Annotated in this window: 25 protein-coding genes and 1 pseudogene; 20 read left to right on the plus strand and 6 right to left on the minus strand. The window is 70.7% G+C overall.

Features of this window, described 5'->3' with window-relative positions; translation table 11 throughout:
* The first annotated feature begins 129 nt into the window (after nt 1-129).
* The 9 genes from ACWGJM_RS22900 to ACWGJM_RS22940 all read left to right on the plus strand — a co-directional run bounded on the left by ACWGJM_RS22900 (nt 130) and on the right by ACWGJM_RS22940 (nt 8,037).
* Nucleotides 130-774 carry an HAD family hydrolase gene (locus ACWGJM_RS22900; protein ID WP_453413535.1) on the plus strand — a complete coding sequence of 215 codons (645 nt, stop codon included), beginning with the start codon at nt 130-132 and terminating at the stop codon, nt 772-774.
* 69 nt (nt 775-843) lie between these two features.
* A complete protein-coding gene (locus ACWGJM_RS22905) occupies nt 844-1,533 on the plus strand; it encodes a VC0807 family protein (protein ID WP_453413536.1) in 690 nt (229 codons plus the stop codon).
* Nucleotides 1,534-1,612: 79 nt separating this feature from the next.
* Complete coding sequence (locus ACWGJM_RS22910) at nt 1,613-2,836, plus strand: MFS transporter (protein WP_453413537.1); 1,224 nt, start codon at nt 1,613-1,615, stop codon at nt 2,834-2,836.
* Nucleotides 2,787-3,962 carry an acetoin utilization protein AcuC gene (locus tag ACWGJM_RS22915; RefSeq protein ID WP_453413707.1) on the plus strand — a complete coding sequence of 392 codons (1,176 nt, stop codon included), beginning with the start codon at nt 2,787-2,789 and terminating at the stop codon, nt 3,960-3,962. The genes ACWGJM_RS22910 and ACWGJM_RS22915 overlap by 50 nt, the downstream gene beginning before the upstream one ends.
* 347 nt (nt 3,963-4,309) lie before the next feature.
* On the plus strand, nt 4,310-5,125 hold the full coding sequence (locus tag ACWGJM_RS22920) for a phosphatase (protein ID WP_453413538.1): 816 nt from the start codon (nt 4,310-4,312) through the stop codon (nt 5,123-5,125).
* 129 nt (nt 5,126-5,254) lie between these two features.
* Nucleotides 5,255-5,467, plus strand: a complete 213-nt coding sequence (locus tag ACWGJM_RS22925) for a helix-turn-helix domain-containing protein (protein ID WP_004984898.1) — start codon at nt 5,255-5,257, stop codon at nt 5,465-5,467.
* A gap of 134 nt (nt 5,468-5,601) precedes the next feature.
* Nucleotides 5,602-5,700, plus strand: coding sequence for a 30S ribosomal protein bS22 (locus ACWGJM_RS22930; protein ID WP_003948845.1), 99 nt, complete (start codon nt 5,602-5,604; stop codon nt 5,698-5,700).
* Between the two features lie 199 nt (nt 5,701-5,899).
* The gene (locus ACWGJM_RS22935) at nt 5,900-6,961 is read left to right on the plus strand and encodes an NAD-dependent epimerase/dehydratase family protein (protein WP_453413539.1); all 1,062 of its coding nucleotides are present in this window, start codon (nt 5,900-5,902) and stop codon (nt 6,959-6,961) included.
* Between the two features lie 14 nt (nt 6,962-6,975).
* A complete protein-coding gene (locus ACWGJM_RS22940) occupies nt 6,976-8,037 on the plus strand; it encodes a lysophospholipid acyltransferase family protein (protein ID WP_453413540.1) in 1,062 nt (353 codons plus the stop codon).
* A 193-nt stretch (nt 8,038-8,230) separates the two neighbouring features.
* Here the strand turns inward: ACWGJM_RS22940 and ACWGJM_RS22945 are convergent, their stop codons facing one another.
* The 3 genes from ACWGJM_RS22945 to ACWGJM_RS22955 form a co-directional block, all read right to left on the minus strand.
* Nucleotides 8,231-9,463 (minus strand): DUF5667 domain-containing protein, encoded by a 1,233-nt coding sequence (locus tag ACWGJM_RS22945; protein WP_453413541.1) that lies wholly within the window; start codon nt 9,461-9,463, stop codon nt 8,231-8,233.
* Nucleotides 9,464-9,709: 246 nt separating this feature from the next.
* A complete protein-coding gene (locus ACWGJM_RS22950; RefSeq protein ID WP_453413542.1) occupies nt 9,710-10,489 on the minus strand; it encodes an ECF subfamily RNA polymerase sigma factor, BldN family in 780 nt (259 codons plus the stop codon).
* 402 nt (nt 10,490-10,891) lie between these two features.
* Nucleotides 10,892-11,839, minus strand: a complete 948-nt coding sequence (locus ACWGJM_RS22955; protein ID WP_453413543.1) for an HAD family hydrolase — start codon at nt 11,837-11,839, stop codon at nt 10,892-10,894.
* 94 nt (nt 11,840-11,933) lie between these two features.
* On the opposite strand from ACWGJM_RS22955, the gene ACWGJM_RS22960 reads away from it, so the two are divergent.
* The 5 genes from ACWGJM_RS22960 to ACWGJM_RS22980 all read left to right on the plus strand — a co-directional run bounded on the left by ACWGJM_RS22960 (nt 11,934) and on the right by ACWGJM_RS22980 (nt 17,666).
* Nucleotides 11,934-12,215: a glutaredoxin family protein gene (locus tag ACWGJM_RS22960; protein WP_390740329.1), complete on the plus strand. Its 282-nt coding sequence runs from the start codon at nt 11,934-11,936 to the stop codon at nt 12,213-12,215.
* Between the two features lie 258 nt (nt 12,216-12,473).
* Nucleotides 12,474-13,235: a redox-sensing transcriptional repressor Rex gene (locus ACWGJM_RS22965; RefSeq protein WP_390740330.1), complete on the plus strand. Its 762-nt coding sequence runs from the start codon at nt 12,474-12,476 to the stop codon at nt 13,233-13,235.
* Nucleotides 13,232-14,956, plus strand: coding sequence for a glutamyl-tRNA reductase (locus ACWGJM_RS22970; protein ID WP_453413544.1), 1,725 nt, complete (start codon nt 13,232-13,234; stop codon nt 14,954-14,956). Before ACWGJM_RS22965 ends, ACWGJM_RS22970 begins: the two co-directional genes overlap by 4 nt.
* Nucleotides 14,953-15,963, plus strand: a complete 1,011-nt coding sequence (hemC, locus tag ACWGJM_RS22975) for a hydroxymethylbilane synthase (RefSeq protein WP_453413545.1) — start codon at nt 14,953-14,955, stop codon at nt 15,961-15,963. The genes ACWGJM_RS22970 and hemC overlap by 4 nt, the downstream gene beginning before the upstream one ends.
* Complete coding sequence (locus ACWGJM_RS22980; RefSeq protein WP_453413546.1) at nt 15,960-17,666, plus strand: uroporphyrinogen-III synthase; 1,707 nt, start codon at nt 15,960-15,962, stop codon at nt 17,664-17,666. The genes hemC and ACWGJM_RS22980 overlap by 4 nt, the downstream gene beginning before the upstream one ends.
* Before the next feature lie 205 nt (nt 17,667-17,871).
* On the opposite strand, the gene ACWGJM_RS22985 is transcribed toward ACWGJM_RS22980, so the two are convergent.
* On the minus strand, nt 17,872-18,270 hold the full coding sequence (locus ACWGJM_RS22985; RefSeq protein ID WP_453413547.1) for a DUF397 domain-containing protein: 399 nt from the start codon (nt 18,268-18,270) through the stop codon (nt 17,872-17,874).
* On the opposite strand from ACWGJM_RS22985, the gene ACWGJM_RS22990 reads away from it, so the two are divergent.
* Nucleotides 18,155-18,832, plus strand: coding sequence for a DUF998 domain-containing protein (locus ACWGJM_RS22990; protein ID WP_453413548.1), 678 nt, complete (start codon nt 18,155-18,157; stop codon nt 18,830-18,832). The genes ACWGJM_RS22985 and ACWGJM_RS22990 overlap by 116 nt on opposite strands.
* Here ACWGJM_RS22990 and ACWGJM_RS22995 read toward each other — a convergent pair whose 3' ends face one another.
* The gene (locus tag ACWGJM_RS22995; protein WP_453413549.1) at nt 18,833-19,825 is read right to left on the minus strand and encodes a phospholipase D-like domain-containing protein; all 993 of its coding nucleotides are present in this window, start codon (nt 19,823-19,825) and stop codon (nt 18,833-18,835) included.
* 227 nt (nt 19,826-20,052) lie between these two features.
* On the opposite strand from ACWGJM_RS22995, the gene hemB reads away from it, so the two are divergent.
* Nucleotides 20,053-21,051, plus strand: a complete 999-nt coding sequence (gene hemB, locus ACWGJM_RS23000) for a porphobilinogen synthase (protein ID WP_453413550.1) — start codon at nt 20,053-20,055, stop codon at nt 21,049-21,051.
* On the opposite strand, the gene ACWGJM_RS23005 is transcribed toward hemB, so the two are convergent.
* Entirely contained in the window at nt 21,045-21,800 is a 756-nt protein-coding gene (locus ACWGJM_RS23005) for a DUF4232 domain-containing protein (protein WP_453413551.1), read from the minus strand. The two genes, hemB and ACWGJM_RS23005, sit on opposite strands and share 7 nt — an antisense overlap.
* Before the next feature lie 208 nt (nt 21,801-22,008).
* Here ACWGJM_RS23005 and ACWGJM_RS23010 point away from each other — a divergent pair, with 208 nt between their 5' ends.
* The 4 genes and pseudogenes from ACWGJM_RS23010 to ACWGJM_RS23025 all read left to right on the plus strand — a co-directional run bounded on the left by ACWGJM_RS23010 (nt 22,009) and on the right by ACWGJM_RS23025 (nt 26,310).
* A complete protein-coding gene (locus tag ACWGJM_RS23010) occupies nt 22,009-23,301 on the plus strand; it encodes a helix-turn-helix domain-containing protein (protein WP_453413552.1) in 1,293 nt (430 codons plus the stop codon).
* Nucleotides 23,302-23,359: 58 nt separating this feature from the next.
* Nucleotides 23,360-24,099: pseudogene (locus tag ACWGJM_RS23015) on the plus strand (SAM-dependent methyltransferase).
* A 124-nt stretch (nt 24,100-24,223) separates the two neighbouring features.
* Nucleotides 24,224-25,432 carry an aminotransferase-like domain-containing protein gene (locus tag ACWGJM_RS23020; protein WP_453413553.1) on the plus strand — a complete coding sequence of 403 codons (1,209 nt, stop codon included), beginning with the start codon at nt 24,224-24,226 and terminating at the stop codon, nt 25,430-25,432.
* A 20-nt stretch (nt 25,433-25,452) separates the two neighbouring features.
* On the plus strand, nt 25,453-26,310 hold the full coding sequence (locus tag ACWGJM_RS23025; protein WP_453413554.1) for an arylamine N-acetyltransferase family protein: 858 nt from the start codon (nt 25,453-25,455) through the stop codon (nt 26,308-26,310).
* Nucleotides 26,311-26,316: the final 6 nt, after the last annotated feature.

A 26,316-nucleotide genomic window follows, 5' to 3' on the forward strand; every position in this document is an offset into this window, starting at 1 on the left:
CGATGGTACTGCAGGGGGGACCCTGTGGGAGAGTAGGACACCGCCGAACAAATATTGAGAAAACCCCCGCACCTCACGGTGCGGGGGTTTTCTGCGTTCGGGCCGTTTACGCCGTTTAGGCTCGACGGTATGCGCTATGACCTGATCATCTTCGACAATGACGGCGTTCTCGTCGACAGCGAGCCGATCTCCAACCGGCTGCTGGCCGCCTATCTGACCGAGCTCGGGCACCCGACGACCTACGAGGACTCCATCCGCGACTACATGGGGTCCGCGATGCACCGGATCCACGATCTGGTCCTGGAGCGCACGGGACAGCGGCTGCCGGACGAGTTCGACGACGTCTTCCACGGCCGCGTCTTCGCCGCGTTCGCGCGGGAGTTGAAGCCGGTGGCAGGTGTGAGCGACGTACTCGAGAAGCTGGCCGCCGACGGGGTGCCGTACTGCGTGGCCTCGTCCGGGAGTCATGAGCGGATCCGGGTGGGGCATCGGGCGACCGGCCTCGACCGGTGGTTCGAGGAGTCGCGGATCTTCAGTTCCCAGGACGTGGGGCGGGGCAAACCGGCGCCGGATCTGTTCCTGTACGCGGCCGAGCGGATGGGCGTCGCGCCGGAGCGGTGTGCGGTCGTGGAAGACAGCCCGCTGGGGGTCCAGGCGGCCAGGGCGGCCGGGATGGAGGTGTACGGGTTCACCGCGATGACGCCTCCGGCGAAACTCGCGAGCGCCGGCCAACTCTTCGCCGACATGGGTGAGTTGTCAGCCCTGCTGGGCTGACAAATGTCATGCCGAGCCCTGGACGATCGTTTCTACTGCGGTACGGGCCCGCTACGCGAAGCTGAGGGCATGACGACGAAGACGAGCAAGAAGAACCCCTTCGCCCCGCTGATCGTGGACGTGGCGGTGCCTCTCGGTTCGTACTACCTGTTCAAGGACGCCTTCGGGATGAGCACCTTCGCGGCGCTCGCCTGGAGCAGCGTGGTGCCGGCCGTGCGGACCGCGTGGAGCGCGGTGAAGGAGCGGAAGACCAACGGCCTCGCCGGGCTCATCCTCGTGGTGAACGTCGTCTCCCTCCTGCTCAGCTTCGTCTCCGGCGACCCGCGGCTGATGCTCGCCAAGGACAGCGCGGTCAGCAGTACGGTCGCGATCGGCGTGCTGGTCTCCGTGGCGCTCGGCAAGCCCATGATGACCGCGGGTCTGAAGCCGTTCCTCGTGAAGGGCGACGCCGCCAAGGAGGCCGCCTGGCAGCGGCTGGCCTCGGGCGCCGCGGTGAGCTCGGCGGTCTTCCTGCGCAAGGAGCGGGTCTTCTCCATCGTCTGGGGGGTGGCGCTGCTCGCCGAGTGCGTCGCACGGGTCGTGGGCGCCTACACGATCCCCGTCGACACCATGGTCTGGCTGGGCGGGGTCATCATGGCCGTCGCGATCCTCCTGGGCATGCTCGTCAGCGGTGCGCTGGCCGCCGGGCCGGTGGAGGAGCTGGTGCGGGCCGAGGCGGAGAACGCGGCCGAGGAGCGTGAGGTCGTACTCGCCGGCTGAGCGCCGAGAGCAAAGCTGAGCGGAATTCATCTTCTGCTTGATCTACCCACCGGTACGCCGGGGCCCTACGCTCGCCGCCATGACAGATGTGCTGCGGCGCGGTAGGGCCTCGCTGGCGTTCAGCTTCTTCGCACAGGGCGCCACGTTCGCGCTGCTGGTGACGCGCATCCCCGGCATCCAGGACCGGTACGGCGTCTCCGACGGCCTGCTGCCCGTCTTCCTGGCCGCCGTGCCGATCCTCGCCGGAGTCGGCAGCGTGACCACCGAGCAGTTGGTGAAGCGAATACGGCCCAGTCGGCTGCTGCGCTGGTCCCAGCCCGTGGTGCTGCTGGCGCTGCTGGGCGTCGGGGCGGGCGGGGAGATGGCCGAGCTGGGGGTGGCCCTGGCCGCGTTCGGACTCGCGGTCGGTGCGCTGGACGCCTCGATGAACATGCTCGGCGTGAGCCTCCAGCGGACGTACGGGCGCAGCATCATGCTCAGCTTCCACGCGGCGTACAGCCTGGGCGGGATCGTCGGGGCCTCGCTGGCCTGGGTGGGGGCGCACTGGCATCTGGCGCTGTGGGTGTCGTATCTGCCGGTGGTGGCGGTGCTGCTGCCGGCGGCTCTCGTGGCCAGCCGGTGGTACGTCGACGGTGACCCGGCGGCCGTGGACGGTCAGGGGGAGCGGGAACAGGGGGACGGCGGGAGCGTCGTCTTCAAGCTGCTGCTGCCGCTGTGCCTGGTGATGACGTTCGCCTACATCGGGGACTCGACCGTCTCCAACTGGAGCGCGAAGTATCTTCAGGACACGCTCGGCAGTTCGGAGCAGCTGGCGACCGTTCCGTACAACGTGTACATGGTGACCACGCTGCTGGGCCGGACCATCGGGGACCTCGGGGTGCGGCGGTTCGGGGCCGCGACGGTCGTGCGGCTGGGGTCCCTGGTGGCGGCGCTCGGGTTCGTGGTGGTGGCGGGCGCGCCGGGGGCGTGGGTCGGGATGCTCGGGTTCACCCTGTTGGGGCTGGGGCTGTGCGTGTTGGTGCCGCAGACCTTCGCGGCGGCGGGACGACTGTTCCCGGGGGCGTCGGACGCGGCCATCGCGCGGCTGAACATCTTCAACTACGTGGGATTCCTGGTCGGTTCGCCGTTGGTGGGGGCGTTGGGGGACGCCTGGAGCTATCGCGGGGCGATGCTGGTGCCGATGGTGTTGGTGCTGGTGACGTTGGTGTATGCCAGGTCGTTCGCCGCTCAACCGGACCGATACGGTGGCGGGCATGAGCGGCCGCGCACAGCTGATGTGGGACGAGGCAGTAACGGGCTATGACTTCGGCTCGGACCATCCGATGGATCCGGTCCGGCTGGAGCTGACCCGGCGACTGGTGGGTGCCTTCGGGCTCGACCGGGAGGTGGAGGTCGTCGCGGCGAAGCCCGCCGGGGAGTCGACGCTGCGGCTGGTCCACCGGGAGGACTACATCGAGGCCGTGAAGGCCGCGTCGGCGGATCCGCGGTCGGCGGACGGGTCGTACGGGCTGGGGACGATGGACGATCCCGCCTTCGCCGGTATGCACGAGGTGTCCGCGCTGATCGCGGGGCAGTCGGTGGGGGCGGCGGAGGCCGTGTGGCGGGGGGACGCGGATCACGCCGTGAACTTCGCGGGCGGGCTGCACCATGCCATGCCCGGGGGGGCCTCGGGGTTCTGTATCTACAACGACGCGGCGCTGGCGATCGCTCGGCTGCTGGAGCTGGGTGCGGAGCGGGTCGCGTACGTGGACGTCGATGTGCATCACGGGGACGGGGTGCAGGCGGCGTTCTGGGAGGATCCGCGGGTTCTGACGGTCTCTCTGCACGAGCATCCCCGTACCTTGTTCCCCCAGACGGGGTGGCCGCAGGAGACGGGCGCGGCGGGGGTGGCGGAGGGGTCGGCCGTGAATGTGGCCCTGCCGGCGGGGACCGGGGACGCGGGGTGGTTGCGGGCGTTCCATGCGGTGGTTCCGGAGCTGATCGCTGATTTCCGGCCGCAGGTGCTGGTGACGCAGCACGGGGCTGACACGCATTTCGAGGATCCGCTCGCTCATCTCGCGGTGTCGCTGGACGCCCAGCGGGCCGTGCAGGTGGCGTGTCATGCGCTGGCGCACGAGTACGCCGGGGGGAAGTGGGTCGCCCTCGGTGGGGGCGGGTACGCGGTGGTGGAGGTGGTGCCGCGGTCGTGGACGCACCTGGTGGGGGTCGCGGCGGGGCGGGAGGTCGCGCCGGAGGCGGTGATCCCTGACGGGTGGCGGCAGGAAGTGTTCGCGCGGACGCGGCAGTTGGCGCCGGCGCGGATGACTGATGGGCGGTGGCCGGTGGGGTGGGCGGCGTGGGAGGACGGGTACGATCCGGCTGATCGCCTGGATCAGGCCGTGTTGGCTACGCGGCGGGCGGTGTTTCCGTTGCGGGGGTTGTTGGTGTAGGTGGACCGGGCGGGCCTTTCTCCGCCCCCGCCGCCCCTACCCTTTCCCGTCCCCAGGGGCTCCGCCCCTTCGACCCCGCCAGGGGGCTCCGCCCCCGGACCCCCGCGGGGCTCCGCCCCTGAGCCCCGCCGGGACTTCGCCCCCGGACCCCCGCGGGGCTCCGCCCCTGAGCCCCGCCGGGACTTCGCCCCTGAACCCCCGCCGGGACTTCGCCCGGACCCCATCGGCCTGAACGGCCTCGGCCTCAAGCGCCGGACGGGCTGAGAGCGGGGGAAGTGTTAGGCCAACCGTGCGGTCTTCCCGTGTTCCCCGGTTGCCCGCACGTCCCGTCCGTCAGCATCGCTCCCGTGTTGAGCACGGGAGCGCTTCGCGCGCATCTGTTGGCTGCCCGGCTGGCCGGGATCGTGGCGACCTCCAGGGAGGTGAGCCTGCGCAGTTATCGGCTCTTCGCGGCTCGCGATCCGAGGGTGTTGATCGGGATAGATCCCGAGTGGACCTGGGGGGAGCGGGATCTGATCGCGTTAATGGCGGACAAGTGTGGGGTTTCGGCCGATCCGGCGCACACTTCAGGGCATGATGTGATCGACCCGGACCTTACGCTGGCCGCGCTGGATGCCTTCGCGGAGCGGGTCGGGGCGGTCGCCCGGCGGCGGGGGCCGGTGCTGCTGGGTACCGGGCACCCCCATCGGCTGCTGGGTTTCTACGCCGCTTTGGCGGACGCCCTGTCGGCGGCGGGATGTGAGGTCCTCACACCGGCGCAGGGTCGCTGTGTCGACATAACGACCCGGTTCGGCCTACGCACGCACAACCTTGATTACGTACGAGGCGTCGGGCTGATGCGAGACCAGGAGGCCGAACGCCCCGGTTGTGAGCCCGGCGCACACACGCACTCACCGCTCCCGGTTCGGACCGCGCTGGCGGCGGCGGCCGAGGCGGGAGGCCCGCTGCCGGAATTGGTGATCGGGGACCACGGCTGGGTCTGCGGGGCAGGTCAGCTGGGGTTCGAGGCCATCGGGCTGGCGGATACGGACGACCCGGCCCTGTTCGTGGGGGAGGCCGAGGGATCGGTGTCGGTCGTCGTTCCACTTGATGACGGTGTGCGGTCCCCTTACTACCGTCCGCTTACCCGCTACGTACTCAATCGAGCGTGTCTGTCACAGTAGGCCGCCGATGGGTGCACCTCTTCCCCACTCGCATCACCCGCCCCTACATTGGGGAGTGAGCACGCAACGACGAAGAGTCACCGGAAGGGGAAGCCGGTGGCCGTCGAGTGCGGAAGGTTCAGGTGTGTCATGGCTGCAGCTGGCGAGAGGCCTCTGAACGAGGTTCAGTTCCTTACCGTGGCGGAAGTCGCCTCGGTGATGCGAGTGTCGAAGATGACCGTGTACCGGCTGGTGCACAGCGGTCATCTGCCCGCGATCCGGGTCGGGAGGTCGTTCCGCGTCCCGGAGCAAGCGGTACACGAGTACCTCCGAGAGAGCTATGTGGGGGTGGAAACCGCCTGACGGCAACCGCCGGAGAACCCTCCGGTCACCCCTCGATTACGACCTCGGCGCTCGGGCGGGTAGGCTAGCCCCTCGTAGGTCGTATGGGCCCATGGCGCCCAACACCGAGTGATGAGAAGTGAGCGAGGGTAGTCGTGGGCTCTGTTATCAAGAAGCGGCGCAAGCGGATGGCCAAGAAGAAGCACCGCAAGCTGCTCAAGCGCACGCGCGTTCAGCGTCGCAACAAGAAGTAAGCGACGCCGAGAGCGTGGCTTTGTGGCCTCCCACGGGGAAACCGGTGGGGGGCCACAGTCATATTCCGAAGGGGGAATTTCCGTCACCTGCCGCGTCGGGCGGTCATCACAGCGCAACGTCGACCCGCTAAGTTGGCCGCACACGGGGAACGCGGGCTGGGCGAAGTCTGTGACGAGGGCTGGAAGGAAGGCGCTGATCTTGGGAAAGGTCGTGCTCGTGACCGGAGTGGCCCGTCAATTGGGGGGCCGTTTCGTACGACGGATCCAGCGTGACCCGGAGGTGGACCGGGTCGTGGCCGTGGACGCGGTACAGCCCGAGCACCACCTGGGCGGCGCCGACTTCATCCAGGCCGACATCCGGCAGTCCACCATCGCGCGCGTGCTCGCCGAGACGGGCGCCGACACGGTCGTCCACATGGACGTGACGGGCACCGCGCTGGGCACCGGCAGCCGGACCACGGTCAAGGAGACCAACGTCATCGGCACCATGCAGCTGCTCGGCGCCTGCCAGAAGTCCCCGACGGTCAAGCGGCTGGTGGTGAAGTCCAGTACGAACGTGTACGGGTCCGCGCCCCGCGATCCGGCGGTGTTCACCGAGACGACCCCGCCGAAGTCCCTGCCCAGCGGTGGCTTCGCGAAGGACACGGTCGAGGTCGAGGGATACGTGCGGGGCTTCGCGCGCCGGCGGCCGGACGTCGCCGTGTGCGTGCTGAGGTTCGCCAACATCCTGGGCCCGACCGCGGACACCCCGCTCGCCTCGTACTTCTCGCTGCCGGTCCTGCCGACCGTGTTCGGCTACGACCCCCGGCTCCAGTTCGTGCACGAGGACGACGTGATCGAGGTGCTGCGGATCGCCTCGCACGAGCCGCGCCGCGGCACGCTCAACAGCGGCACGTTCAACATCGCCGGGGACGGCGTCCTGCTGCTCTCGCAATGCTCCAGGAGGCTGGGCCGCCCCACGGTGCCGCTGCTGCTGCCCGCCGTCACGTGGGCCGGGTCCCTGGTGCGTACGCTGGGAATGACGGACTTCTCACCCGAGCAGATCCGGCTGCTCACCCACGGGCGGGTGGTGGCGACCGACCAGATGCGCGAGACGCTCGGATTCCAGCCCAAGTACACGACTGCGGAAACGTTTGCGGACTTCGCCCGCAGCCACGGCCCCGGGCTGCTGCCGCCGGAGGCCCTCGCCGGGGCCGTCGACCGGATCGCCGCGCTGACCCTGCGGGGCAGCGGCCACCTCCCGACGCAGAGCGCCAACTGAGGAGCGCAGCAACGATGGCTGACGCCAAGGTCATTCCGTTCGACGACGACCGGTCCCGCGGGGGCGCCGTGCAGCGGCCGCCGCGGCGCCGGAGCGCGGGGAGCAGGCTCAAGAACGGGGAAGGGGGCCCGGTCCGCGAGGTACAGCCCCTGCCCAACCGGACACCCGCGCAGGATGATGTTCCCGTGACCAGCGAGGAGACGCCGCTCGAGAAGCCGCGGGCCGAGGGCGGTGACGGCGGTCTGGAGCGGCGGATCGCCGGCGGGCTGGCCTTCCTGCGCCGCCGGCTCACCGGGGACTACGAGGTCGACGACTTCGGCTACGACGAGGAGCTCACCGGCCAGGTCCTGATGTCCCTGCTGCGGCCGGTGTACGAGAAGTACTTCCGGGTCGAGGTGAAGGGCGTCGAGAACATCCCGGCCGAGGGCGGCGCGCTGATCGTCGCCAACCACTCCGGGACGCTGCCGCTGGACGGCCTGATGATGCAGGTCGCCGTCCACGACCATCACCCGGCGGGCCGGCACCTGCGCCTTCTCGCCGCCGACCTGGTCTTCGTGCTGCCGGTGGTCAACGAGCTCGCCCGCAAGCTGGGCCACACGCTGGCGTGCGCCGAGGACGCGGAGGGGCTGCTCGGGCAGGGCGAGCTGGTCGGGGTGATGCCGGAGGGCTTCAAGGGCATCGGGAAGCCCTTCAGCGAGCGCTACAAGCTCCAGCGGTTCGGCCGGGGCGGTTTCGTCTCCACGGCCCTGCGCAAGGGCGCTCCGATCATCCCCTGCTCGATCGTCGGGGCGGAGGAGATCTACCCGATGCTCGGCAACGCCAAGACGCTCGCGCGCCTCCTGGGCTTCCCGTACTTCCCGCTCACGCCCACGTTCCCCTGGCTGGGTCCGCTGGGCGCGGTCCCGTTGCCCACCAAGTGGACGATTCAGTTCGGCGAGCCGATCCCCACGGACGGCTACCCGCCGGAGGCCGCCGAGGACCCGATGCTGATGTTCAATCTGACCGACCAGGTCAGGGAGCAGATCCAGCACACGTTGTACAAGTTGCTGGTGCAGCGGAGGTCGGTGTTCTTCTGAGGCTGTTGGGGGGGCGCTCGCGCGCTTCCTGGGCTTCCCATTCAATCTGACCGACCAGGTCAGGGAACAGATCCAGCACACGCTCTACAAGCTGCTGGTGCAGCGCCGGTCGGTGTTCTTCTGAGGGGGGACATGCCAGCGGGGGCGCTCCTTGTGAGAGGGGCGCCCCCGTCGACGTACTCACGCTTGGGCGCTAGCCGTTGTTGTTCTCGCCGTCGATGCCCAGGCCGGGGAGGAGGCCCGGTAGGAGGGGTGGGAGGGTGACGTCCGGCGCGGTGGTGGGGGATTTGCTGGTGGCGGGGGAGGTGCTGCCGCTGCTCTTCGGCGGGTCGAGCAGGCCGCCCGTGCTGCCGCCGAGCAGGCCGTCGCCGGTGCTGCCCGTGGCGGAGCCGCTGGGGCTGCCGCTTCTCGACTGGTGGCCGGAGGCGGAGCCGTCGCCGGTGCCGGGCGTGCTCGACCGGTGCGTGCCGGCGGGGCCGCTGGGCGTCGTGCCGGAGCTCTGCCGCTTGCCGTCGCCGGGCTGGGCGGGCTGCGGCAGCAGGGACTGGAGCGGGGCGACCTCTTCGTCTATGGCGTCGAACACCGACGAGACCTGCTTGCTGACGTCCCCGAGCTGGACGGGCAGCTTGTCGCGGAGCGCGCCCCAGGCCTCGCGGTGGGACCGCGAGAAGGCGGAGAGGGCCTGGATGGGGCCCAGCGAGTCCGGGTCGCGCTCGTACACCGCGTGCAGCAGCCGGTGGCCTTCCGAGACATCGTGCTGCATCCCGGACAGCGTGCGGCGGATCTCGCCGATCGACTCGTGGTCGAGGTGGCCGCCACGGCCGCGCTCCATCAGCCGCCGTGCTTCGCTCAGCCGGGTCGAGGCCTGGTCGAGATAGCCCTGACCGCGTTCGTTGTCCCCGTCGGCCAGGTAGTTCAGCTTGAAGTCCTCGATGCCGCGCTTGAGGCCGTACAGCGAGTCGCCGGGCAGGGCGTCGGAACTCGCGGCGGCGACTCCGCCGAACGCCCCCGCGGCCACACCGACGCTGAGCCCGCCGACGGCGAGTCCCTTGGTCAGCCGTGAACGCGGTCGCAATTTCCCCAGCGGGCTCGCCCGGTGGGCGCCACGGCCCCGCTGGGATCGCTGCCCGGGAACCGATGGGTCAGCCGCCTCGCCCGCGGTGCCCTCCCGCAGCATGGCCTCCATCGCGGCCACCAGCTGAGCCCGCTGGACGACCTTGACGTCGGGGTCGAGCTGCGGCTTGGGCAGTGCGCCGAGACATCCCGTGAGGGCCATCAGCCGGCCCTGCTCGGTCTGTTCCGCGGCGGCCGGGTCCGGCTGTGCCGGTCCTGCGGTCTGTTCGGCCACCGTGTCCCGGTCGGACTGCTCCTCCAGGGCCTGGGCGAAGGCGTTCGCCCGCCGGTGCGCCGATACGTTCGCGATCACTGGCGGCACCTCCTCTCGTCATGACGGTCGACTCCCCAGGGGGTCCTGAGGGTTGCACGACCTCGACCGATCCACCTGATCGAGTGATCAGGGTCGACCAGGACGTGACCACAGGGAGCCTGTATCCCGCACAACGACTGGCGCGGCACTTGGGTTACGGACGACGGGCACCCGGATCGGAAAGTCAACGCGCCTTTACCAGGCGTGAGTTGAGCGTCGCCCAGCGTGCCCGTGCGGGGACCGTCGTCAGCGCACGTCGTCCGGCAGGAGCCGGGCGAGCGTGCGCACGGCCCGGTACTGGAGGGTCTTGATGGCGCCCTCGTTCTTGCCCATGACACGGGCGGTCTCGGCGACGGACAGCCCCTGGAGGAAGCGCAGCGTCACACACTCCTGCTGCTGCGGGTTGAGCCGCCGTACGGCGTCCAGCAGGGCGGCGTTGGAGAGGGACTCCAGGACGGAGTCCTCCGGGGAGCGCTCGACCTCGTTGGCGTCGAGCATCTCGCCGGTGGTGACCTCGAGGCGGAAGCGGCTGGACTTGAAGTGGTCGGCGACGAGGTTGCGGGCGATGGTGACGAGCCACGCGCCGAAGTCGCGGCCCTGCCAGGTGAAGGTCCCGATCCGGCGCAGGGCGCGCAGAAAGGTCTCACTGGTGAGGTCCTCGGCGGTCGCCCGGCCGCCCACCCGGTAGTAGATGTACCGGTAGACCGTGTCGCTGTACTGGTCGTAGAGCCGGCCGAAGGCCTCGGCCTCGCCGGCCTGGGCCCGCTCCACGAGATCCATCATCCGGGCGCTGTCGCTGTCCGCGGCCGGCCGGCGCGTGGTGGCCGAGCCCGCCGAGCGCCCCCTTCTGCCGACCGCGGCGCCGCCCTCGGCGAGTGCGTAGCACGGGCCTACGGGCGCGGCCGTGGCGAAGGCGGGGACGGCGTACGCGGTGGGGACGAAGCCGCGCAACGTCGCTTTGACCGTCGCGACTGTCGCGCGGAGCGCAGCAAGGCCCGAGGCGTCAACCCCGACGTGTGGGTACACGGGACTCCCAGAGGCAGAGCTTCATCACGTGCAGTGCCGGACCTTTCACCCGTCGTAGCGACGGAGGGGTGCCGGTTTGCGTCCCAGGAGAATAACGCTTCGTGCAGGCACTGCTACACCCAGTTGCTCAAAACATCGATTACGTCGCTTCCGTAATCGTTTGACGCCCGTTCGAGTGTCGCAGTCTGAGCACTTGTTGATCGGAAAAGTGCGTGTTGCGGCGAACTGCGGGCGTGTTGGGGTGCGGGTCGGGTATTCGCGTCCGACCCGTGTTCGAGCCATGTCTCAAGCCGTGTCGGCCCGTGCTCTCAAGCCGTGTCGGCCCGTGCTCTCAAGCCGTGCCGGCCCGTGCATCCAGCCGTGGCTCGACCCGCGGCTCCAGCCGTGTTCCGCGGTACGTGATTACCGGCGGCGCCGGTGCAGGGCGATCGCCGCCGCGGTGCCGCCCGCCACGGCGCCCACGCCCGCCGCCGCCGGGATGCCGACCTTCGCCGCCTTGCGGCCGGTGCGGTAGTCCCGCAGGCGCCAGTCCTTGTCCCGGGCGTGCTTGCGCAGCTTGGCGTCGGGGTTGATGGCGTACGGGTGACCGACGAGGGAGAGCATCGGGATGTCGTTGTGGGAGTCGCTGTAGGCGGCGCAGCGGGAGAGGTCCAGGCCCTCCGCCGCGGCCAGCGCCCGCACCGCCTCCGCCTTGGCGGGGCCGTGCAGGGGCTCACCGACCAGCTTGCCGGTGTAGACCCCGTCGACCGACTCCGCCACCGTGCCCAGGGCACCCGTCAGGCCCAGCCGTCGCGCGATGACCTGCGCGATCTCCACCGGGGCCGCCGTGACCAGCCAGACCTTCTGGCCCGCGTCCAGGTGGGCCTGGGCCAGCGCCCGGGTGCCCGGCCAGATGCGGTCGGCCATGTACTCGTCGTAGATCTCCTCGCCGATCGACTCCAGCTCGGCGACCCGGTGGCCCTTGACGATCGACAGCGCCGAGTCGCGCGCGTCCTGCATGTGCTCGGGGTCCTCGACGCCGGCCAGCCGGAACCAGGCCTGCTGCCAGGCGAACTTCGCCAGGTCCCGGGTCTCGAAGAACTTCCGCTTGTACAGGCCACGCCCGAAGTGGAACAGCGCGGCACCCTGCATCACGGTGTTGTCCAGGTCGAAGAACGCGGCGGCCTTGTCGTCGCCGAGCACCGGGAACTCCGGTTCCCGATCCGCGACGTCCAGGGCGTCCAGGGTGTCCTGCGTGTCCTGGGCGTCCTGCGAGGACTTGCGCGCAGCCTCAGCCGAGGCCTCGCCTGCCAACACGCTCCGCGCCGTGGCGGAGCGCCTACGGGGAGTGAGCCATCCGAGAGCGGCCATGGCGTGAGCATAGCCAGTTTGTTCGGTGGTTCCGGAGTCGTGAGGTTTGAAGGCTGTGAACTCTCCGCGACCCGGCCGTTAAAGAAGCGCGAGAATGGCCCGCATGAGTCCCCTCTTTCGGCGTAAGGCCGACCCGCGTGACCGGTTCGTCACACTCATCCGTAAGCCGGGCTGCCATCTGTGTGACGACGCTCAAGCGGTCGTGGAGAAAGTCTGTGGCGATCTCGGTGTGCCCTGGGAGCAGAAGGACATCACCGAGGACCGGCGGCTCCACGACGAGTACTGGGAGCAGATCCCCGTGGTCCTCGTCGACGGCAGGCAGCACACGTTCTGGCGCGTCGACGAGGGCCGTCTGCGCAAGGAACTGACCGAGTAGTCCAAGTCAGGCGGAACCTGGCTTAGGATCGACGGCGACTTGGTCTCGGGGGCGGGATTCTTGAGGAGTGTGTCGGTTTTGCCCCCACCAGTGCCCCCACCAGTGGCTCCACCGCTGAGGCGCGTGAGCCCGGTCACGTTGGGCGGGCAAATCGGACACCATCTTTGTGCACGCGTTCACAAAGACATAGCCTGCATTCGACGGGGCGGTCTGGGGACGTGTGACCGCCCGCAGCCCCGCTCTACCCGCAGGAGCACCGTGGCAACTGGCCGAACTCACCGACCGGCGACCCGCAGCCGAGGGATTCCCGAGGCCACCGTCGCCAGGCTTCCGCTGTACCTCCGAGCCCTGACCGCACTGTCGGAACGCTCGGTACCCACGGTCTCCTCCGAGGAACTGGCCGCCGCAGCGGGGGTCAACTCCGCGAAGCTGCGCAAGGACTTCTCCTACCTGGGCTCCTACGGAACGCGCGGTGTCGGCTACGACGTCGAGTACCTCGTCTACCAGATCTCCCGCGAGCTCGGTCTGACCCAGGACTGGCCGGTCGTCATCGTCGGTATCGGCAACCTCGGCGCCGCCCTCGCCAACTACGGCGGGTTCGCCTCCCGTGGCTTCCGCGTCGCCGCGCTCATCGACGCCGACCCGGCGATGGCCGGCAAGCCCGTCGCGGGCATCCCCGTGCAGCACACCGACGACCTCGAGAAGATCATCGAGGACAACGGCGTCTCCATCGGCGTGATCGCCACCCCCGCGGGCGCCGCCCAGCAGGTCTGCGACCGCCTGGTCGCCGCCGGCGTCACCTCCATCCTGAACTTCGCGCCGACCGTCCTGTCCGTCCCCGACGGCGTCGACGTGCGCAAGGTCGACCTCTCCATCGAGCTCCAGATCCTCGCCTTCCACGAGCAGCGCAAGGCCGGCGAGGAGACCGCCGCCGGCGACGGCGCGCTGCCCGCCGCCACCCGCGAGAAGTCCGCCGACCAGGGACCCGACGGGGACGTACCCGCCGTGATGCCGGCATGAGTCTCCTCGTCGTAGGCCTGAGCCACCGCAGCGCCCCGGTCAGCGTCCTGGAACGCGCCGCGCTCGCCATGGACGCCCAGGTCAAGCTGGTGCAGGACACGGTCGCCGCCGAACCGGCCACCGAGGCCGCGGTGCTCGCCACCTGCAACCGCATCGAGCTGTACGCCGACGTGGACAAGTTCCACGCCGGTGTCGCCGAGCTGTCCACGCTGCTTGCCCGGCACAGCGGCGTCGGCCTGGAGGAGCTCACCCCTTATCTCTACGTGCACTACGAGGACCGGGCCGTCCACCACCTCTTCTCGGTGGCCTGCGGGCTGGACTCGATGGTCGTCGGCGAGGGCCAGATCCTCGGCCAGATCAAGGACTCCCTGGCCAGGGCGCAGGAGCTGCACACCGCCGGACGTCTGCTCAACGACCTGTTCCAGCAGGCCCTGAGGGTCGGCAAGCGCGCCCACTCCGAGACCGGCATCGACCGCGCCGGCCAGTCCCTGGTCACCTTCGGCCTGGAGCAGCTGGCCGCGGGCACGGACGTGCAGGCCTGGGCCAAGCGCAAGAAGGCACTGGTCATCGGCGCCGGCTCGATGTCCTCCCTGGCCGCGGCCACGCTCGCGCGTGCCGGGGTCGCCGAGATCGTCATCGCCAACCGCACCCAGGACCGCGCCGACCGCCTGGCACAGATACTCACCGAGGCCGCCGAGACCGACGTACGGGCCCGCGCGGTGCCGATGGACGCCGTCGCGCTGGAGCTGACACGTGCCGACATCGCCGTCTCCTGCACCGGCGCGACCGGCCTGGTCCTGACGGCCGCCGCGATCGCGGGCGCGGTCGAGGGCCGCACCGGCGAGCCCACGGCAGCGGCCGACGGCGACGGCCGTACGCCCGCCCGGACCGGTGTACGCCCCGCCCCGCTGCCGCCCACCAGCATCGGCACCGACGACGGCTGCCCGCTCGACCTGCCCGTCGTGCAGGGCGGCACCGGCTTCTCCGTGATGGGCGAGGCCGCCGTGGCCGGCATCGACGCGGCGACGCTCGAGCAGCACGGCGCCTGGGTGGACAACGGCACCGTCGACCGCCGCGACGCCGCCCGCCGCACTCCCGAGGCCGACGCCGAGCTGATCACCGCGCTCGCCGCGACCGCCGCCACCGTCGGCCGTATCCCCGAGCGCCGCAGGCCCGAGCCGGTGGCCGAGATATCGCGCCCGGCCCCCGTCCTCTTCCTCCTCGACCTGGCCATGCCCCGCGACATCGACGCGGCCGTGCACCGCCTGGCCGGGGTGCGGCTGGTCGACATCGAGTCGCTGGCCGAGGCCTCGGCCGACGCACCGATGGCCGCCGACGTCGACCAGGTCCGCCTGATCGTCGCCGACGAGGTGGCAGCCTTCGGCGCCGCCCAGCGCGCCGCGCACATCACACCGACCGTGGTCGCCCTGCGCACCATGGCCGCCGACGTCGTCGCGGGCGAGATCGCCCGGCTCGACGGGCGGCTGCCCGACCTGGACGACCGCCAGCGCGGCGAGATCCGCCAGGCCGTGCACCGCGTCGTCGACAAGCTGCTGCACGCGCCGACCGTCAGGGTCAAGCAGCTCGCGGCCGAGCCCGGCGGCGCCGGGTACGCGGACGCGCTGCGCACCCTGTTCGACCTCGACCCCGAGACGGTGGCCGCCGTCTCCCGGGCCGGGGACAGCACCGAGAACGAGGCCAGGAACCGAGGGCCGGTATGAGTACGCCACGCAAGGAGACACGGGCACTGAGGCTGGGGACCAGGCGGAGCAAGCTCGCCATGGCCCAGTCCGGGCAGGTGGCGGACGCCGTGCGCCGACTGACCGGACGGCCCGTCGAGCTCGTCGAGATCACCACGTACGGCGACGTCTCCCGCGAGCACCTCGCGCAGATCGGCGGCACCGGCGTCTTCGTCACCGCGCTGCGTGACGCGCTGCTCAGGGGCGAGGTCGACTTCGCGGTGCACTCGCTGAAGGACCTGCCGACCACGCAGCCCGAGGAGCTGGCGCTGGCCGCCGTCCCCGTCCGCGAGGACCCGCGCGACGTGATCGTCGCCCGGGACGCGCTGAAGTTCACCGACCTGCCCCGGGGCGCCCGGATCGGCACGGGTTCGCCGCGCCGCATGGCGCAGCTGAACGCGTACGCGCGCACCCACGGGCTGGACATCGAGACCGTCCCGATCCGCGGCAACGTGGATACGAGGATCGGATACGTCCACGACGGCGAACTCGACGCCGTCGTCCTCGCCGCCGCCGGCCTGAGCCGAATAGGCCGGATCGACGAGGTGACCGACTTCCTGTCGGTCGACACAGTTCTGCCGGCCCCCGGCCAGGGGGCACTGGCGGTCGAATGCGCCGCGGACGACGCGGAGCTGATCGCCGCTCTCGGTGAACTCGACGACCCGTTCACCCGGGCCGCCGTGACCGCCGAACGGTCACTGCTCGCCGCCCTGGAGGCCGGTTGCAGCGCCCCTGTGGGCGCGCTGGCCGACCTTCCCCCACTCTCGGCTCCGCTCGAGCGGGGGGACCCCCACGCCGACGAACAGATTGTCAAGGAAATGCGCCTGCGCGGCGTCGTCGGTACGACCGACGGCACGCACATGGTGCAGCTGTCCACCACCGGTCCCGTGCCCGAGACACACGGCCAGGCGATGGCGCTCGGTCGCGAACTCGCCGCCGAGATGCTTGCCCAGGGCGCGGCCGGTCTGATGGGGGAGCGAGCACATTGAGCCCCACCACCCTTCCCGCCGGCCTTGAACACGGGCACGTCACCTTCCTGGGTGCCGGACCCGGGGATCCGGGACTGCTGACTCTGCGCGCCGTCGAGGCGCTGGCGAACGCGGACGTCCTGGTCGCCGAGCACGATGTGCTCGACGTGATCCGCGTACACGCCAGGCAAAACGTCTCCGTCCTACGTACGGACACGGATCCGTCCTCGGACCCGTATGCGGGCACAGGCACGCCTCAACTGACGGTCGTTGACGGCACGTCAACAACCGCGGCCGTCCCGTCCTTGCGGGATGCCGCTCATCTTGTCATGGAGGCCGCACGGGGCGGCAGGCGGGTCGTCCGTGCGGTGTCCGGGGACCCCGGACTCGATACGTACGCAGCCGAGGAGATGCTCGCCTGCGTCGCCGCCGGAGTGCCCTTCGAGGTCGTCCCCGGCATCGCGACCGCGGTCGGCGTGCCCGCGTACGCCGGTGTGCCGCTGCGGGACGCGCAGGGCGCGGACGTCCGTTTCGTGGACGCCCGTACGGCATCCGACCGCTGCTGGACCGAGGTCGGTGCCTCCGACGGCACGGTCGTCGTGTCGACGACGTTGGACTCCGTGGCCGCCGCCGCGGGTGAACTGGTCGCCGCCGGCCGCAAGCCGGACACCCCGCTGACGGTCACCGTCGCCGGTACGACGACCCGCCAGCGCACCTGGGCCGCCACACTCGGCACGATCGCGCAGACGCTGAAGCAGGCCAAGGTGCTGCCCTCGCCCGAGGGCGGCCGGCCGGTGATAGCCGTGGTCGGTGAGCGTTCCGCCGCCGCCCAGCGCGACCAGCTGTCGTGGTTCGAGTCCAAGCCGCTGTTCGGCTGGCGGGTGCTCGTACCGCGCACCAAGGAGCAGGCGGTGTCGCTCTCCGACCAGCTGCGGTCCTACGGCGCCGTCCCGCACGAGGTGCCGACGATCGCCGTGGAACCGCCGCGCACGCCCCAGCAGATGGAGCGAGCGGTCAAGGGTCTCGTCACCGGCCGTTACGAGTGGATCGCGTTCACGTCGGTCAACGCGGTGAAGGCGGTCCGCGAGAAGTTCGAGGAGTACGGCCTTGATGCTCGGGCTTTTGCGGGTATCAAGGTGGCTGCGGTGGGCGAGCAGACGGCGAAGGCCCTGATCGCCTTCGGCGTGAAGCCGGACCTGGTGCCGAGCGGCGAACAGTCGGCCGCGGGCCTCCTGGAGGACTGGCCGCCGTACGACCCGGTCTTCGACCCGATCGACCGAGTCTTCCTGCCCCGCGCCGACATCGCCACGGAGACGTTGGTCGCCGGCCTGATCGAACTCGGCTGGGAGGTGGACGACGTCACGGCCTACCGCACGGTCCGCGCCTCGCCGCCCCCGGCGGAGACCCGCGAGGCCATCAAGGGCGGCGGCTTCGACGCGGTGCTCTTCACCTCCTCGTCCACGGTCCGGAACCTGGTCGGCATCGCAGGCAAGCCGCACAACGTGACGGTGATCGCCTGTATCGGCCCGGCCACCGCCAAGACGGCCGAGGAACACGGCCTGCGCGTCGACGTCATGGCCCCCGAGCCGTCCGTCCTCAAGCTGGCGGAGGCCCTGGCGGACTTCGGCACCAAGCGCCGGACGGCCGCACTGGAGGCGGGCGACCCGGTGACGCGGCCGAGCGAGCGGCGTCCGGGGGCGCGGAGGCGCCGGTCTACGACGTGACGGCGTGACGCTTTGAGCGTGAGCGGGTGGCGGGACGTGCCGAGGGGCACGCCCCGCCATCGCGCGTTTCCGCTCGGGGCCGTGCGGGCGCACAATTGGCAGACATGGGCCGGCCGGATGCCCTGAACGCGCAGGTGACGGGCTCGGATGCTGGCCCATATCTACCAATTGCCGTCCGGAGGGGACGGCGCCGTGCGGTGGTCCGTCAGCGGCCTGAGGCGTACGGCAGGAAGGTCGCCCAGGCGGTGGAGGTGACGGCGAGGCGGGCGCCGTCGGGGGTCTTGGAGTCGCGGACGAGGATGTGGGCGGGGATGGTTGCCACCTCGACGCAGTCGGGGCCTTCGTCCGTGCTGTAGCTGCTCGACCTCTGAGTGGTGGCTGCACGTAGGGTCTGCCTCACCTCGTGGCCGGGGGCTTGCCGGAGTGTCTGAGGCCGGCCGGTCATGATCCGCTGTTCGCACGTGAACCGTGCGAGAGAAGGTGGACAGTTGAAGGCTCGGATCGGATACATCGCGTGGGCCGCGGGTGTGGCGCAGTTCTTTGTGACCCAGGTGATCGTCCAGTCGGCCTGGACCAGGCCGTACAGCTGGGCGCGGAACAACATCAGCGACTTGGGCAATGCTCACTGCGCCATGCAGTCGGAACCTGAGCCCCGCTACATCTGCTCGCCCGAACACGGCCTGATGAACGCCTCGTTCATCGCTCTTGGAACGCTCGTCGTGGTCGGCGTCGTCTTCGCCGGGGCTCTGTGGCGCCGAGGCGTGACCGCGATCGTTTCCCGGTGCCTGCTGGTCTGCGCCGGCGTGGGATTCGTGATGGCCGGGCTGGCGCCTGCGGACGTCCACGAGAACCAGCATGTCCTGGGTGCGCTGCTCATCATGGCCATGGGCAACATCGGCCTTGTGCTGGCGGGAGTCGGCCTGGCGGACGATGTGCCGGGGCCGCTGCGCTGGGCGACCAGTCTGCTGGGGGTAACGGCGATGACGGCCTTCGGGCTCTTTCTCTCCCACGGTTATCTCGGACTCGGGATGGGAGGCATGGAGCGGGTAGCGGCGTTTCCCCTTCTGGTGTGGGCGCTGTCAGCCGGTGTCCGCGGCCTGTTTCACCAGGCGACTCGTGTGCGATATCAGGACCGGCGGGTGCAGCGGGCACCCGCCGGCCGGTGATCACGCCGCGGTGCCGCCCGCGTAGTCGCTGTTGAACGTCGTTTCGACGGTGGTGGTCACCGGTTGGGCCACGCCTGTGCCAGTGAGGATGACGCCCAGCTCGCGGTTGTTGCCCAGCGAGTTGCTGCTGATGTTCACCGAGCCCGCCTCCACCTCCTGGGTGGACAGGCCGTAGTCGGCGACCATGGCCTTGGCGTGGATGTAGAAGCCGTTCGGGTCGGAGTAGCCGACGACGGTGCCGCCCGCCGCCTTGATGGCCGAGACCTCGCTGGAGTAGCTGGAGGGGCTCTCCAGGACCACTCGTACCGCAACGCCTGCCTTGGCGCGGGCCACGATGGCGTTGACGACCGTGCTGTCGCTGAGTTCCAGTTCCTCGACGTCGAGGGTTTTGGTGGCCGCGTTGATGAAGGACACCAGGCGGCTGCGGGAGTCGGTCGGGGACCACAGGAGGTGGTCGCCGTCGGTGGGGGTGATCGAGGTGCCGGCGTAGTCCGCGTTGAAGACCTTCTCGATGGAGGCGACGTCACGGGTGTCGTCGTCGAAGACGCCGTAGTCGCGGCCGGTCGTGTAGTACTGGGAGGTGAGGTTCCCGGTCAGGATCAGGGACTTGGTGCCGTCGACCGTGATCGTCTTCTGGTGGGTGTAGACGTAGGCGGAGGAGGACCAGACCACGCCTATGCCCGCGTTCGTCAGCGACGTGTACGCCGTGCCGTTGGCGCTCTGGTGCTGGCGGTCGAGGACGACGCGGACCGTGACGCCCTTGTTCTTCAGGGCTATGAGGTCGTTGACGGCGGTGGTGTCCTCCAGCTCGTACATGGTCATGTCGAGCGTACTGGTGGCCGAGTTGATGAAGTCGTAGATGGTGGGCTGGCTGCCGCTCTGGGAGAAGGCGAACGCGGAGTAGCTCGCGGCGTTCGCGGGGAGGGCGGTGGCGACGACGGTGGCGCCGGCGGCGAGCGCGACGCCCGCGCGGCCGAGGACCTTCCACAGCATGCGTGACTCCTGGGGGTGCCTAGGGGATGCCTGGGGGGTGCCTGAGGAATGCCTTGAGTGGGGGGTGGCGCGGGCATGACACCACGCGCGTAGAACGATGAGGAGTCGGGCGATTCCAGGGACGGCCAGGAGCGCGCAAAAACTTCGTATCGGGGTTCCGCTACGCCCCTCTTGGGCCGACAGGGCGTCGGCAAAGGCGGGGGCCGGGCGGGCGTAGCGTAGAGGGCATGACGAAGTACGGATCCTTCCCTGGTACGCGTCCCCGGCGGCTGCGGACGTCGCCCGTCATGCGGCGGATGGTCGCCGAGACGCGGCTGCACCCCGCCGACTTCATCCTCCCGGCGTTCGTCCGGGAGGACGTGAGCGAGCCCGTGCCGATCGCCGCCATGCCCGGTGTCGTACAGCACAGCCGTGACAGCCTGAAGAAGGCGGCGGCGGAGGCTGTGGCGGCCGGGATCTCCGGGATCATGCTGTTCGGGGTGCCCGAGGAGGGCAAGAAGGACGCCGTGGGCACGCCAGGTACCGACCCGGACGGCATCCTCCAGGTCGCCATCCGCGATGTCCGCGCCGAGGTCGGCGACGACCTGCTGGTGATGTCCGACCTGTGCCTCGACGAGACGACCGACCACGGCCACTGCGGGGTACTGGACGCGCAGGGCCGCGTCGACAACGACGCCACCCTCGAGCGCTACGCCGAGATGGCCCAGGTGCAGGCCGACGCGGGCGCCCACGTGGTCGGCCCGAGCGGCATGATGGACGGTCAGATCGGCGTCATCCGTGACGCCCTCGACCAGATCGGCCGCGAGGACGTCGCCATCCTCGCCTACACCGCCAAGTACTCCTCCGCCTTCTACGGCCCCTTCCGCGAGGCCGTCGCCTCCTCCCTCAAGGGCGACCGCAAGACCTACCAGCAGGACCCCGCCAACTGGCGCGAGTCCCTGCGGGAGCTGGAGCTGGACCTTGAGGAGGGCGCCGACATGGTGATGGTCAAGCCCGCCGGCCCCTACCTCGACATCCTCGCCCGCGTCGCGGACGCCGTGGACGTGCCCGTCGCCGCCTACCAGATCTCCGGCGAGTACTCGATGATCGAGGCCGCCGCCGAGAAGGGCTGGATCGACCGCGACCGGGCGATCCTGGAGACGCTGACCGGCATCAAGCGGGCCGGCGCGCGGAACATCCTCACCTACTGGGCGACCGAGGTCGCGCGGAATCTGCGCGGTCAGTAGTCGAGGGCGTTGTCCATGCTGGGCAGCCAGTACGTCACCGTCAGGCTGTTGTCGACGTAGACGCCCTTGGCGGGCAGTGCCACGGTGGCGGTCGAGCCGTCGTCGAACGGGACCGTCAGGCTGTGCACGGTGCCGCCGCCCTCGGCGCTTCCGTCGCCGGCCGACAGCAGGACACCCGCGTAACCCGACTCGCCCGGCGCCAGCACCGTCACCGCCTGCGGCTGCGTCTCCTTCGCCACCGGCGGCACCGACTGCGCTTCACCGAACCGGGCCTTCGGGTACGGGGGCAGCACGCACGCCTTCGAACCGGTGTTGGTGACGGTCAGCAGGAGGTGGTTGAGCGGCCGGGTCACCTCGGTCGCGGTGGTCCGGGTGGTGGCGGCGGTGCACTTGCCGGGGGCTCCGGAGCCGCCCTGGCCGGTCGACGAAGCCGACGAGCCCTTGCCGCCGCTCGTTCCGGAGGAGTTGGAGGAGCCGTTGGAACCGGAGGAGCTGCTCGAGCCGCTGGATCCGCCGGACCCGGTGGTACCGCTCGCGGTGCCCGAGCCGCTGGAGCCCGAGCCGTTGGAGCCGGAGCCGCTGGAGCCGGAATCGGAAGACTTCCCGCCCTGGCCGCCGGTGGCCGTCGTGGACGGGGACGAGCCCTCGGCGCGCGGGCCCGTTCCGCCGTCACAGGCCGTCAGTGTGAACGCGGCGAGCGCCACCGTGGCGGCGGCGAACAGGCGGGTGCGGGTGGTGCGTGCGGACATGGGTGGACCCTTTCGGATGTGCATGGGAATGCCGCTCGACCGGATGCCGGGAGCGGCGTGCTTGGCTGACCAGCAGCTTGGGGGAGAACCCGTCCCAGTCGCCATCGGCTGCGGGGAACACGGAACCATGGGATGCCGAAAACTGGTCTGAGCTGGGGGAACGATGTAGGCCTGGGACACGGTTCCGGGACGCGGGGAGGGAGAGACGGTGTCGGGGGACGACTTCGCGGGGCTGCTGCGGGAGCTGAAGGAGCGGTCCGGGCTCAGTTACGGAACGCTGGGCAAGCGGCTGCACATGAGCGCGTCCACGCTGCACCGCTACGTCAGCGGTGACGTCGTACCCGCCGACTACGCCCCCGTCGAGCGGCTGGCCCGCGTCTGCCGGGCGACTCCGGAGGAGCTGCTCGAACTGCATCGCCGCTGGATCCGCGCGGACGCGTTGCGGGGCGTGAAGACGGAAGCCAGGACGGCGGCGGAGCCAGAGACGGAGCCAGAGGCGGAGGCTGAAGCCGGGGCGGAAACGGAGCCCGAGGTCCCGCAGCCGCAGCCGCTCGAATCGTCGGCGGAAGCGGAACCGACCCCGGTGGCCGGGACGCCCCGGCGCCGGCCCGCCGCGCTGCTGGCCGGTACCGGAGTCGCCGCCGCGGCAGCCGTCGCGCTCGTGGTGGGCCTGGTCCCGGGGCACGCGGACGGGTCCCACGGCACCCGGGGTGCCGCCGCGAACGTCACCTCCCCCGCGACCGCCTCGTCCGCCGCCCGGTCCGCCACCCCGAGGAGCCCCTCGCCGTCGGCGTCCGCGTCCGGGAGCCACACCGCCACGCCGAGCGCCACGCCCTCCGGCAGCCACCGGGCGGCAGACTCGGCCGGCGACTCCTCCGGCGGTGCGGACAGGACCGGCTCGGGCGCGGTGTCGGTCACGGTGGCCGTCACCCCGTACACCTGGGACGGGCCCTGCGACCAGAGCTTCCTGGTGAACCGCAGCCCCGGGAACGTACCGCCGCCGCCCGCCCAGCAGGACGCGGCCGGCTGGGTCACGGCGCTCGGTGCGGTCGCCGCCGACCACCAGATGGTCGCGCTCACCGTGCAGGGCACCGGCGCCGAGACCGTCGTCCTTCAGGCGCTGCACGTCCGTGAGGTGCGCAGCGACGCGCCGCTGACCTGGAACAAGTACGAGATGGGCGATGGCTGCGGCGGCAACGTGAGCACCAAGTCCTTCGACGTCTCACTCGACTTGGGCAATCCGCTCGTCCACCCGGTCGCGGGGCAGCGGAACTTCCCGTTCAAGGTGAGCGAGTCCGACCCCGAGGTCTTCTACGTCAGCGGGCACACCACCGGGCACGACGTCAGCTGGTACCTGGAGCTGGACTGGTCCAGCGGCAGCCGGCACGGCACCGTACGCGTCGACGACCACGGAAAGCCATTCCGCACCAGCGGCTCCCAGCAGGCCTACTACGCCTATCCGCTCGGGGGCGACGGCTGGGAGCGGGTCTCCGGCGGCTGAACGCGCCGGTTCGCGCTTTCGAGGACCAACAACTCCCGCCCGGGGCTAGGGTCTCACGATGATCGACACCACCAAGGCGCACCCGGCCCGGGTCTACGACGTGTTCCTCGGCGGCACGGACAACCACCCGGTGGACCGTGCCGCGGCCGCCGCCGCCCTCGCGGCCAACCCCCGCGGCTACCTCGACGTACGGCACAACCGCGACTTCCTGCGTCGCGCGGTGACCACGCTGGCCGCCCAGGACGGCATCCGCCAGTTCCTCGACATCGGCACCGGCCTGCCCACCGCGGACAACGTCCACCAGACAGCCCAGCGGACAACCCCGCGCACATCATCGAACAAGCCGCGAGAACACTGGACTTCGGCCGGCCGGTCGCGCTGTGTCTGGTGGCGATCCTGCACTTCGTCGAGGACGAGGAGGCGTACCCGGTCGTGCGCGAACTCCTCGAGGCGCTGCCCGTCGGCAGCCGACTGGTCGTCAGCCACCTCACCGAGGACCTGAACCCCGAGAACATCCGCGCGGTCCAGCGGACGTACACCGAGCGCGGGTTCACCTTCGTGCTGCGTTCCAGGGGGGAGGTCGAGCGCTTCTTCGCGGACACCGGCCTGGAGCTCGCCGACCCGGGTGTCGTCCCGGCCCACCGCTGGCGCCCCGACGGCACCGCTCCCGTCCCGGAGCAGCCGGAGGCAGGCCACCTGGCGACCCTCGACGACATCGAGAAGGTCCGGTACGCCGACATCAGCGACGTCACGGACGCCGACATCAATGTGTACGCGGCCGTCGGCGAGAAGGCCTGAACGGGCCACCGCGTCCGCCGCCGCGTCCGCCACCGCGTCCGCATCCCGGAAACCTGCTTGTAGACGGCACGTACATCCTTAGGCTGCGGGCACGAGACGTCACCGCAGCCGAAGGAGCCGTGCCATGACGGTCGCCGAGCCCGTGCCCACCTCCGCCCCCATGCCGCCGCTCGCGGCCCGGGCCCGCTCGATCGGCGGCTCTCCCGTACGGAACATCCTCGCCGTCACCGCCCGCCCCGAGGTCATCAACTTCGCGGGTGGGCTGCCGGCACCGGAGCTGTTCGACACGGAGGGGATAGCGGAGGCGTACCGCGCGGTGCTCACCGAACTGCCGGCCCGCGCCCTCCAGTACTCGACCACGGAAGGCGAGCCCGCGTTGCGGACCGCGCTCGCAGAGCGTACGACCGCGCGCGGCCTGCCCACGGACCCCGACGACATCCTCGTCACCACCGGCTCCCAGCAGGCGCTGTCCCTGCTCACCACCGCCCTCGTCGAGCCCGGCGACACCATCCTCGTCGAGAACCCCTGCTACCTCGCGGCACTTCAGGTCTTCGGCTTCGCGGGCGCGAGGATCCTGCCCGTCCCCTCGGACGCCGACGGTGTAGACCCCGACGCCCTGGAGGAGCTGGTGGCACGCGAACGCCCCAAGCTGCTCTACACCGTCCCCACCTTCCAGAACCCCACCGGCCGCACCATGCCGGCCGCACGCAGGGCGGCGGTCGCGGACATCGCCGCACGGCGCGGCCTGTGGATCATCGAGGACGACCCGTACGGCGAACTCCGCTTCGAGGGCGAGCGCGTGCCGTGGATCGCCTCGTACCCCGGCGGCGCGGACCGTACGGTCCTGCTCGGCAGCTTCTCCAAGGTCATGGCACCCGGCCTGCGCCTCGGCTGGCTGCGGGCGCCCGCCGAGCTGCGCCGGGCCTGCGCGATCGCCAAGCAGGCGACCGACCTGCACACACCGACGGTCAACCAGCTCGCCGCGGCGCGCTACCTGGCCGACAACGACCTGGACGCCCATGTCACCCGGGTCGCCGGGGCGTACCGCGACCGCCGCGACGCCATGCTCGCGGGCCTGTCCACAGCGCTGCCGCAGGGCTCGACGTGGAACCGTCCCGAGGGCGGCATGTTCCTCTGGGCCCGCCTCCCGGAGCCGTACGACACCACGGCCCTGCTCCCCGACGTCGTACGGCACGACGTGGCCTACGTCCCCGGCGCCCCCTTCCACACCGGCGAACCCGACCACTCGACCCTCCGCCTCTGCTTCGTGACGCAGACACCCGAGGAGATCGCGGAGGGGCTGCGCAGGCTGGCGAAGGGATTGCGGATCTAGAACGGGCCTACTGTGAGGGCATGGCCGACACAGTGGGATCCGATGTGGGATTCGAACTCGACGCGTACCTCCGGCGGATCGGTTGGGAGGGGGAGCAGCGGCCCGACGCGGAGACGTTGCGGGGGGTGCATCTGGCGCACATGCGGGGCATTCCGTTCGAGAACCTGGACGCCTTGCGCCGTACGGCCCCGTCCCTGGAGCCTGCCGACCTAGCGGCCAAGCTTCTGCGCAGCCGCCGCGGCGGGTACTGCTATGAGCACAACACGCTTCTCTCCCTCGCTCTGGAGGCGCTGGGATACCGCGTGACCCGGCTGACGGCGCGCGTCGTCGTGGGCGCGGAGGACATCGCGAGCCGCCCGCGCACCCACATGGCCCTGCTGGTCGAGGCGCCGGACGATCCGCAGCCGTATCTGGCGGACGTCGGCTTCGGGGCGATCGGCGCGTTGCTGGAACCCGTGCCGCTGGTCGCGGGCGTCGAGTTCCACGACGCGGGGCGCCGTCACCGCCTCGTCCACGTGCCGCACGACGGCCCGCTGGAGATGTGGGTGCTCCAGGCCTACGAAGCGAAGAGCGGCACGTCCGGGGAAGGGGCCTGGGCCGGGCAGTACGCGTTCACCCTGGAGCCCTTCGAGAAGCCCGACTTCGAGGTCATCAACTGGCACATCGGCACGAACCCGCGCTCCCCCTTCACCCAGCGCCTCTACGTGCAGCGCGTCACCGCCGACAGCCATCTGCTCCTGAGCGGCCGCCTCCTGACCGAGACGCGCGCCGACGGCACGGTCACGGAGCAGGAGGTGACGGACGAGGCCGAGGCGCGCCGTCTGCTCGACGAGGAGTTCGGCATCACCGCCCCGGCAGGGATGACCCTCCTCGGGTGAGGCCGG

This window comes from Streptomyces sp. NPDC054834 (assembly GCF_053611185.1).

Coding starts and splice junctions, on each gene's coding strand:
- ACWGJM_RS22900 (WP_453413535.1), top strand. CDS start 130: ATGCGCTATGACCTGATCATCTTCGACAATGACGGCGTTCTCGTCGAC.
- ACWGJM_RS22905 (WP_453413536.1), top strand. CDS start 844: ATGACGACGAAGACGAGCAAGAAGAACCCCTTCGCCCCGCTGATCGTG.
- ACWGJM_RS22910 (WP_453413537.1), top strand. CDS start 1,613: ATGACAGATGTGCTGCGGCGCGGTAGGGCCTCGCTGGCGTTCAGCTTC.
- ACWGJM_RS22915 (WP_453413707.1), top strand. CDS start 2,787: ATGAGCGGCCGCGCACAGCTGATGTGGGACGAGGCAGTAACGGGCTAT.
- ACWGJM_RS22925 (WP_004984898.1), top strand. CDS start 5,255: ATGGCTGCAGCTGGCGAGAGGCCTCTGAACGAGGTTCAGTTCCTTACC.
- ACWGJM_RS22940 (WP_453413540.1), top strand. CDS start 6,976: ATGGCTGACGCCAAGGTCATTCCGTTCGACGACGACCGGTCCCGCGGG.
- ACWGJM_RS22955 (WP_453413543.1), bottom strand. CDS start 11,839: ATGGCCGCTCTCGGATGGCTCACTCCCCGTAGGCGCTCCGCCACGGCG.
- ACWGJM_RS22960 (WP_390740329.1), top strand. CDS start 11,934: ATGGCCCGCATGAGTCCCCTCTTTCGGCGTAAGGCCGACCCGCGTGAC.
- ACWGJM_RS22970 (WP_453413544.1), top strand. CDS start 13,232: ATGAGTCTCCTCGTCGTAGGCCTGAGCCACCGCAGCGCCCCGGTCAGC.
- hemC (WP_453413545.1), top strand. CDS start 14,953: ATGAGTACGCCACGCAAGGAGACACGGGCACTGAGGCTGGGGACCAGG.
- ACWGJM_RS22985 (WP_453413547.1), bottom strand. CDS start 18,270: ATGTTGTTCCGCGCCCAGCTGTACGGCCTGGTCCAGGCCGACTGGACG.
- ACWGJM_RS22995 (WP_453413549.1), bottom strand. CDS start 19,825: ATGCTGTGGAAGGTCCTCGGCCGCGCGGGCGTCGCGCTCGCCGCCGGC.
- hemB (WP_453413550.1), top strand. CDS start 20,053: ATGACGAAGTACGGATCCTTCCCTGGTACGCGTCCCCGGCGGCTGCGG.
- ACWGJM_RS23005 (WP_453413551.1), bottom strand. CDS start 21,800: ATGTCCGCACGCACCACCCGCACCCGCCTGTTCGCCGCCGCCACGGTG.
- ACWGJM_RS23020 (WP_453413553.1), top strand. CDS start 24,224: ATGACGGTCGCCGAGCCCGTGCCCACCTCCGCCCCCATGCCGCCGCTC.
- ACWGJM_RS23025 (WP_453413554.1), top strand. CDS start 25,453: ATGGCCGACACAGTGGGATCCGATGTGGGATTCGAACTCGACGCGTAC.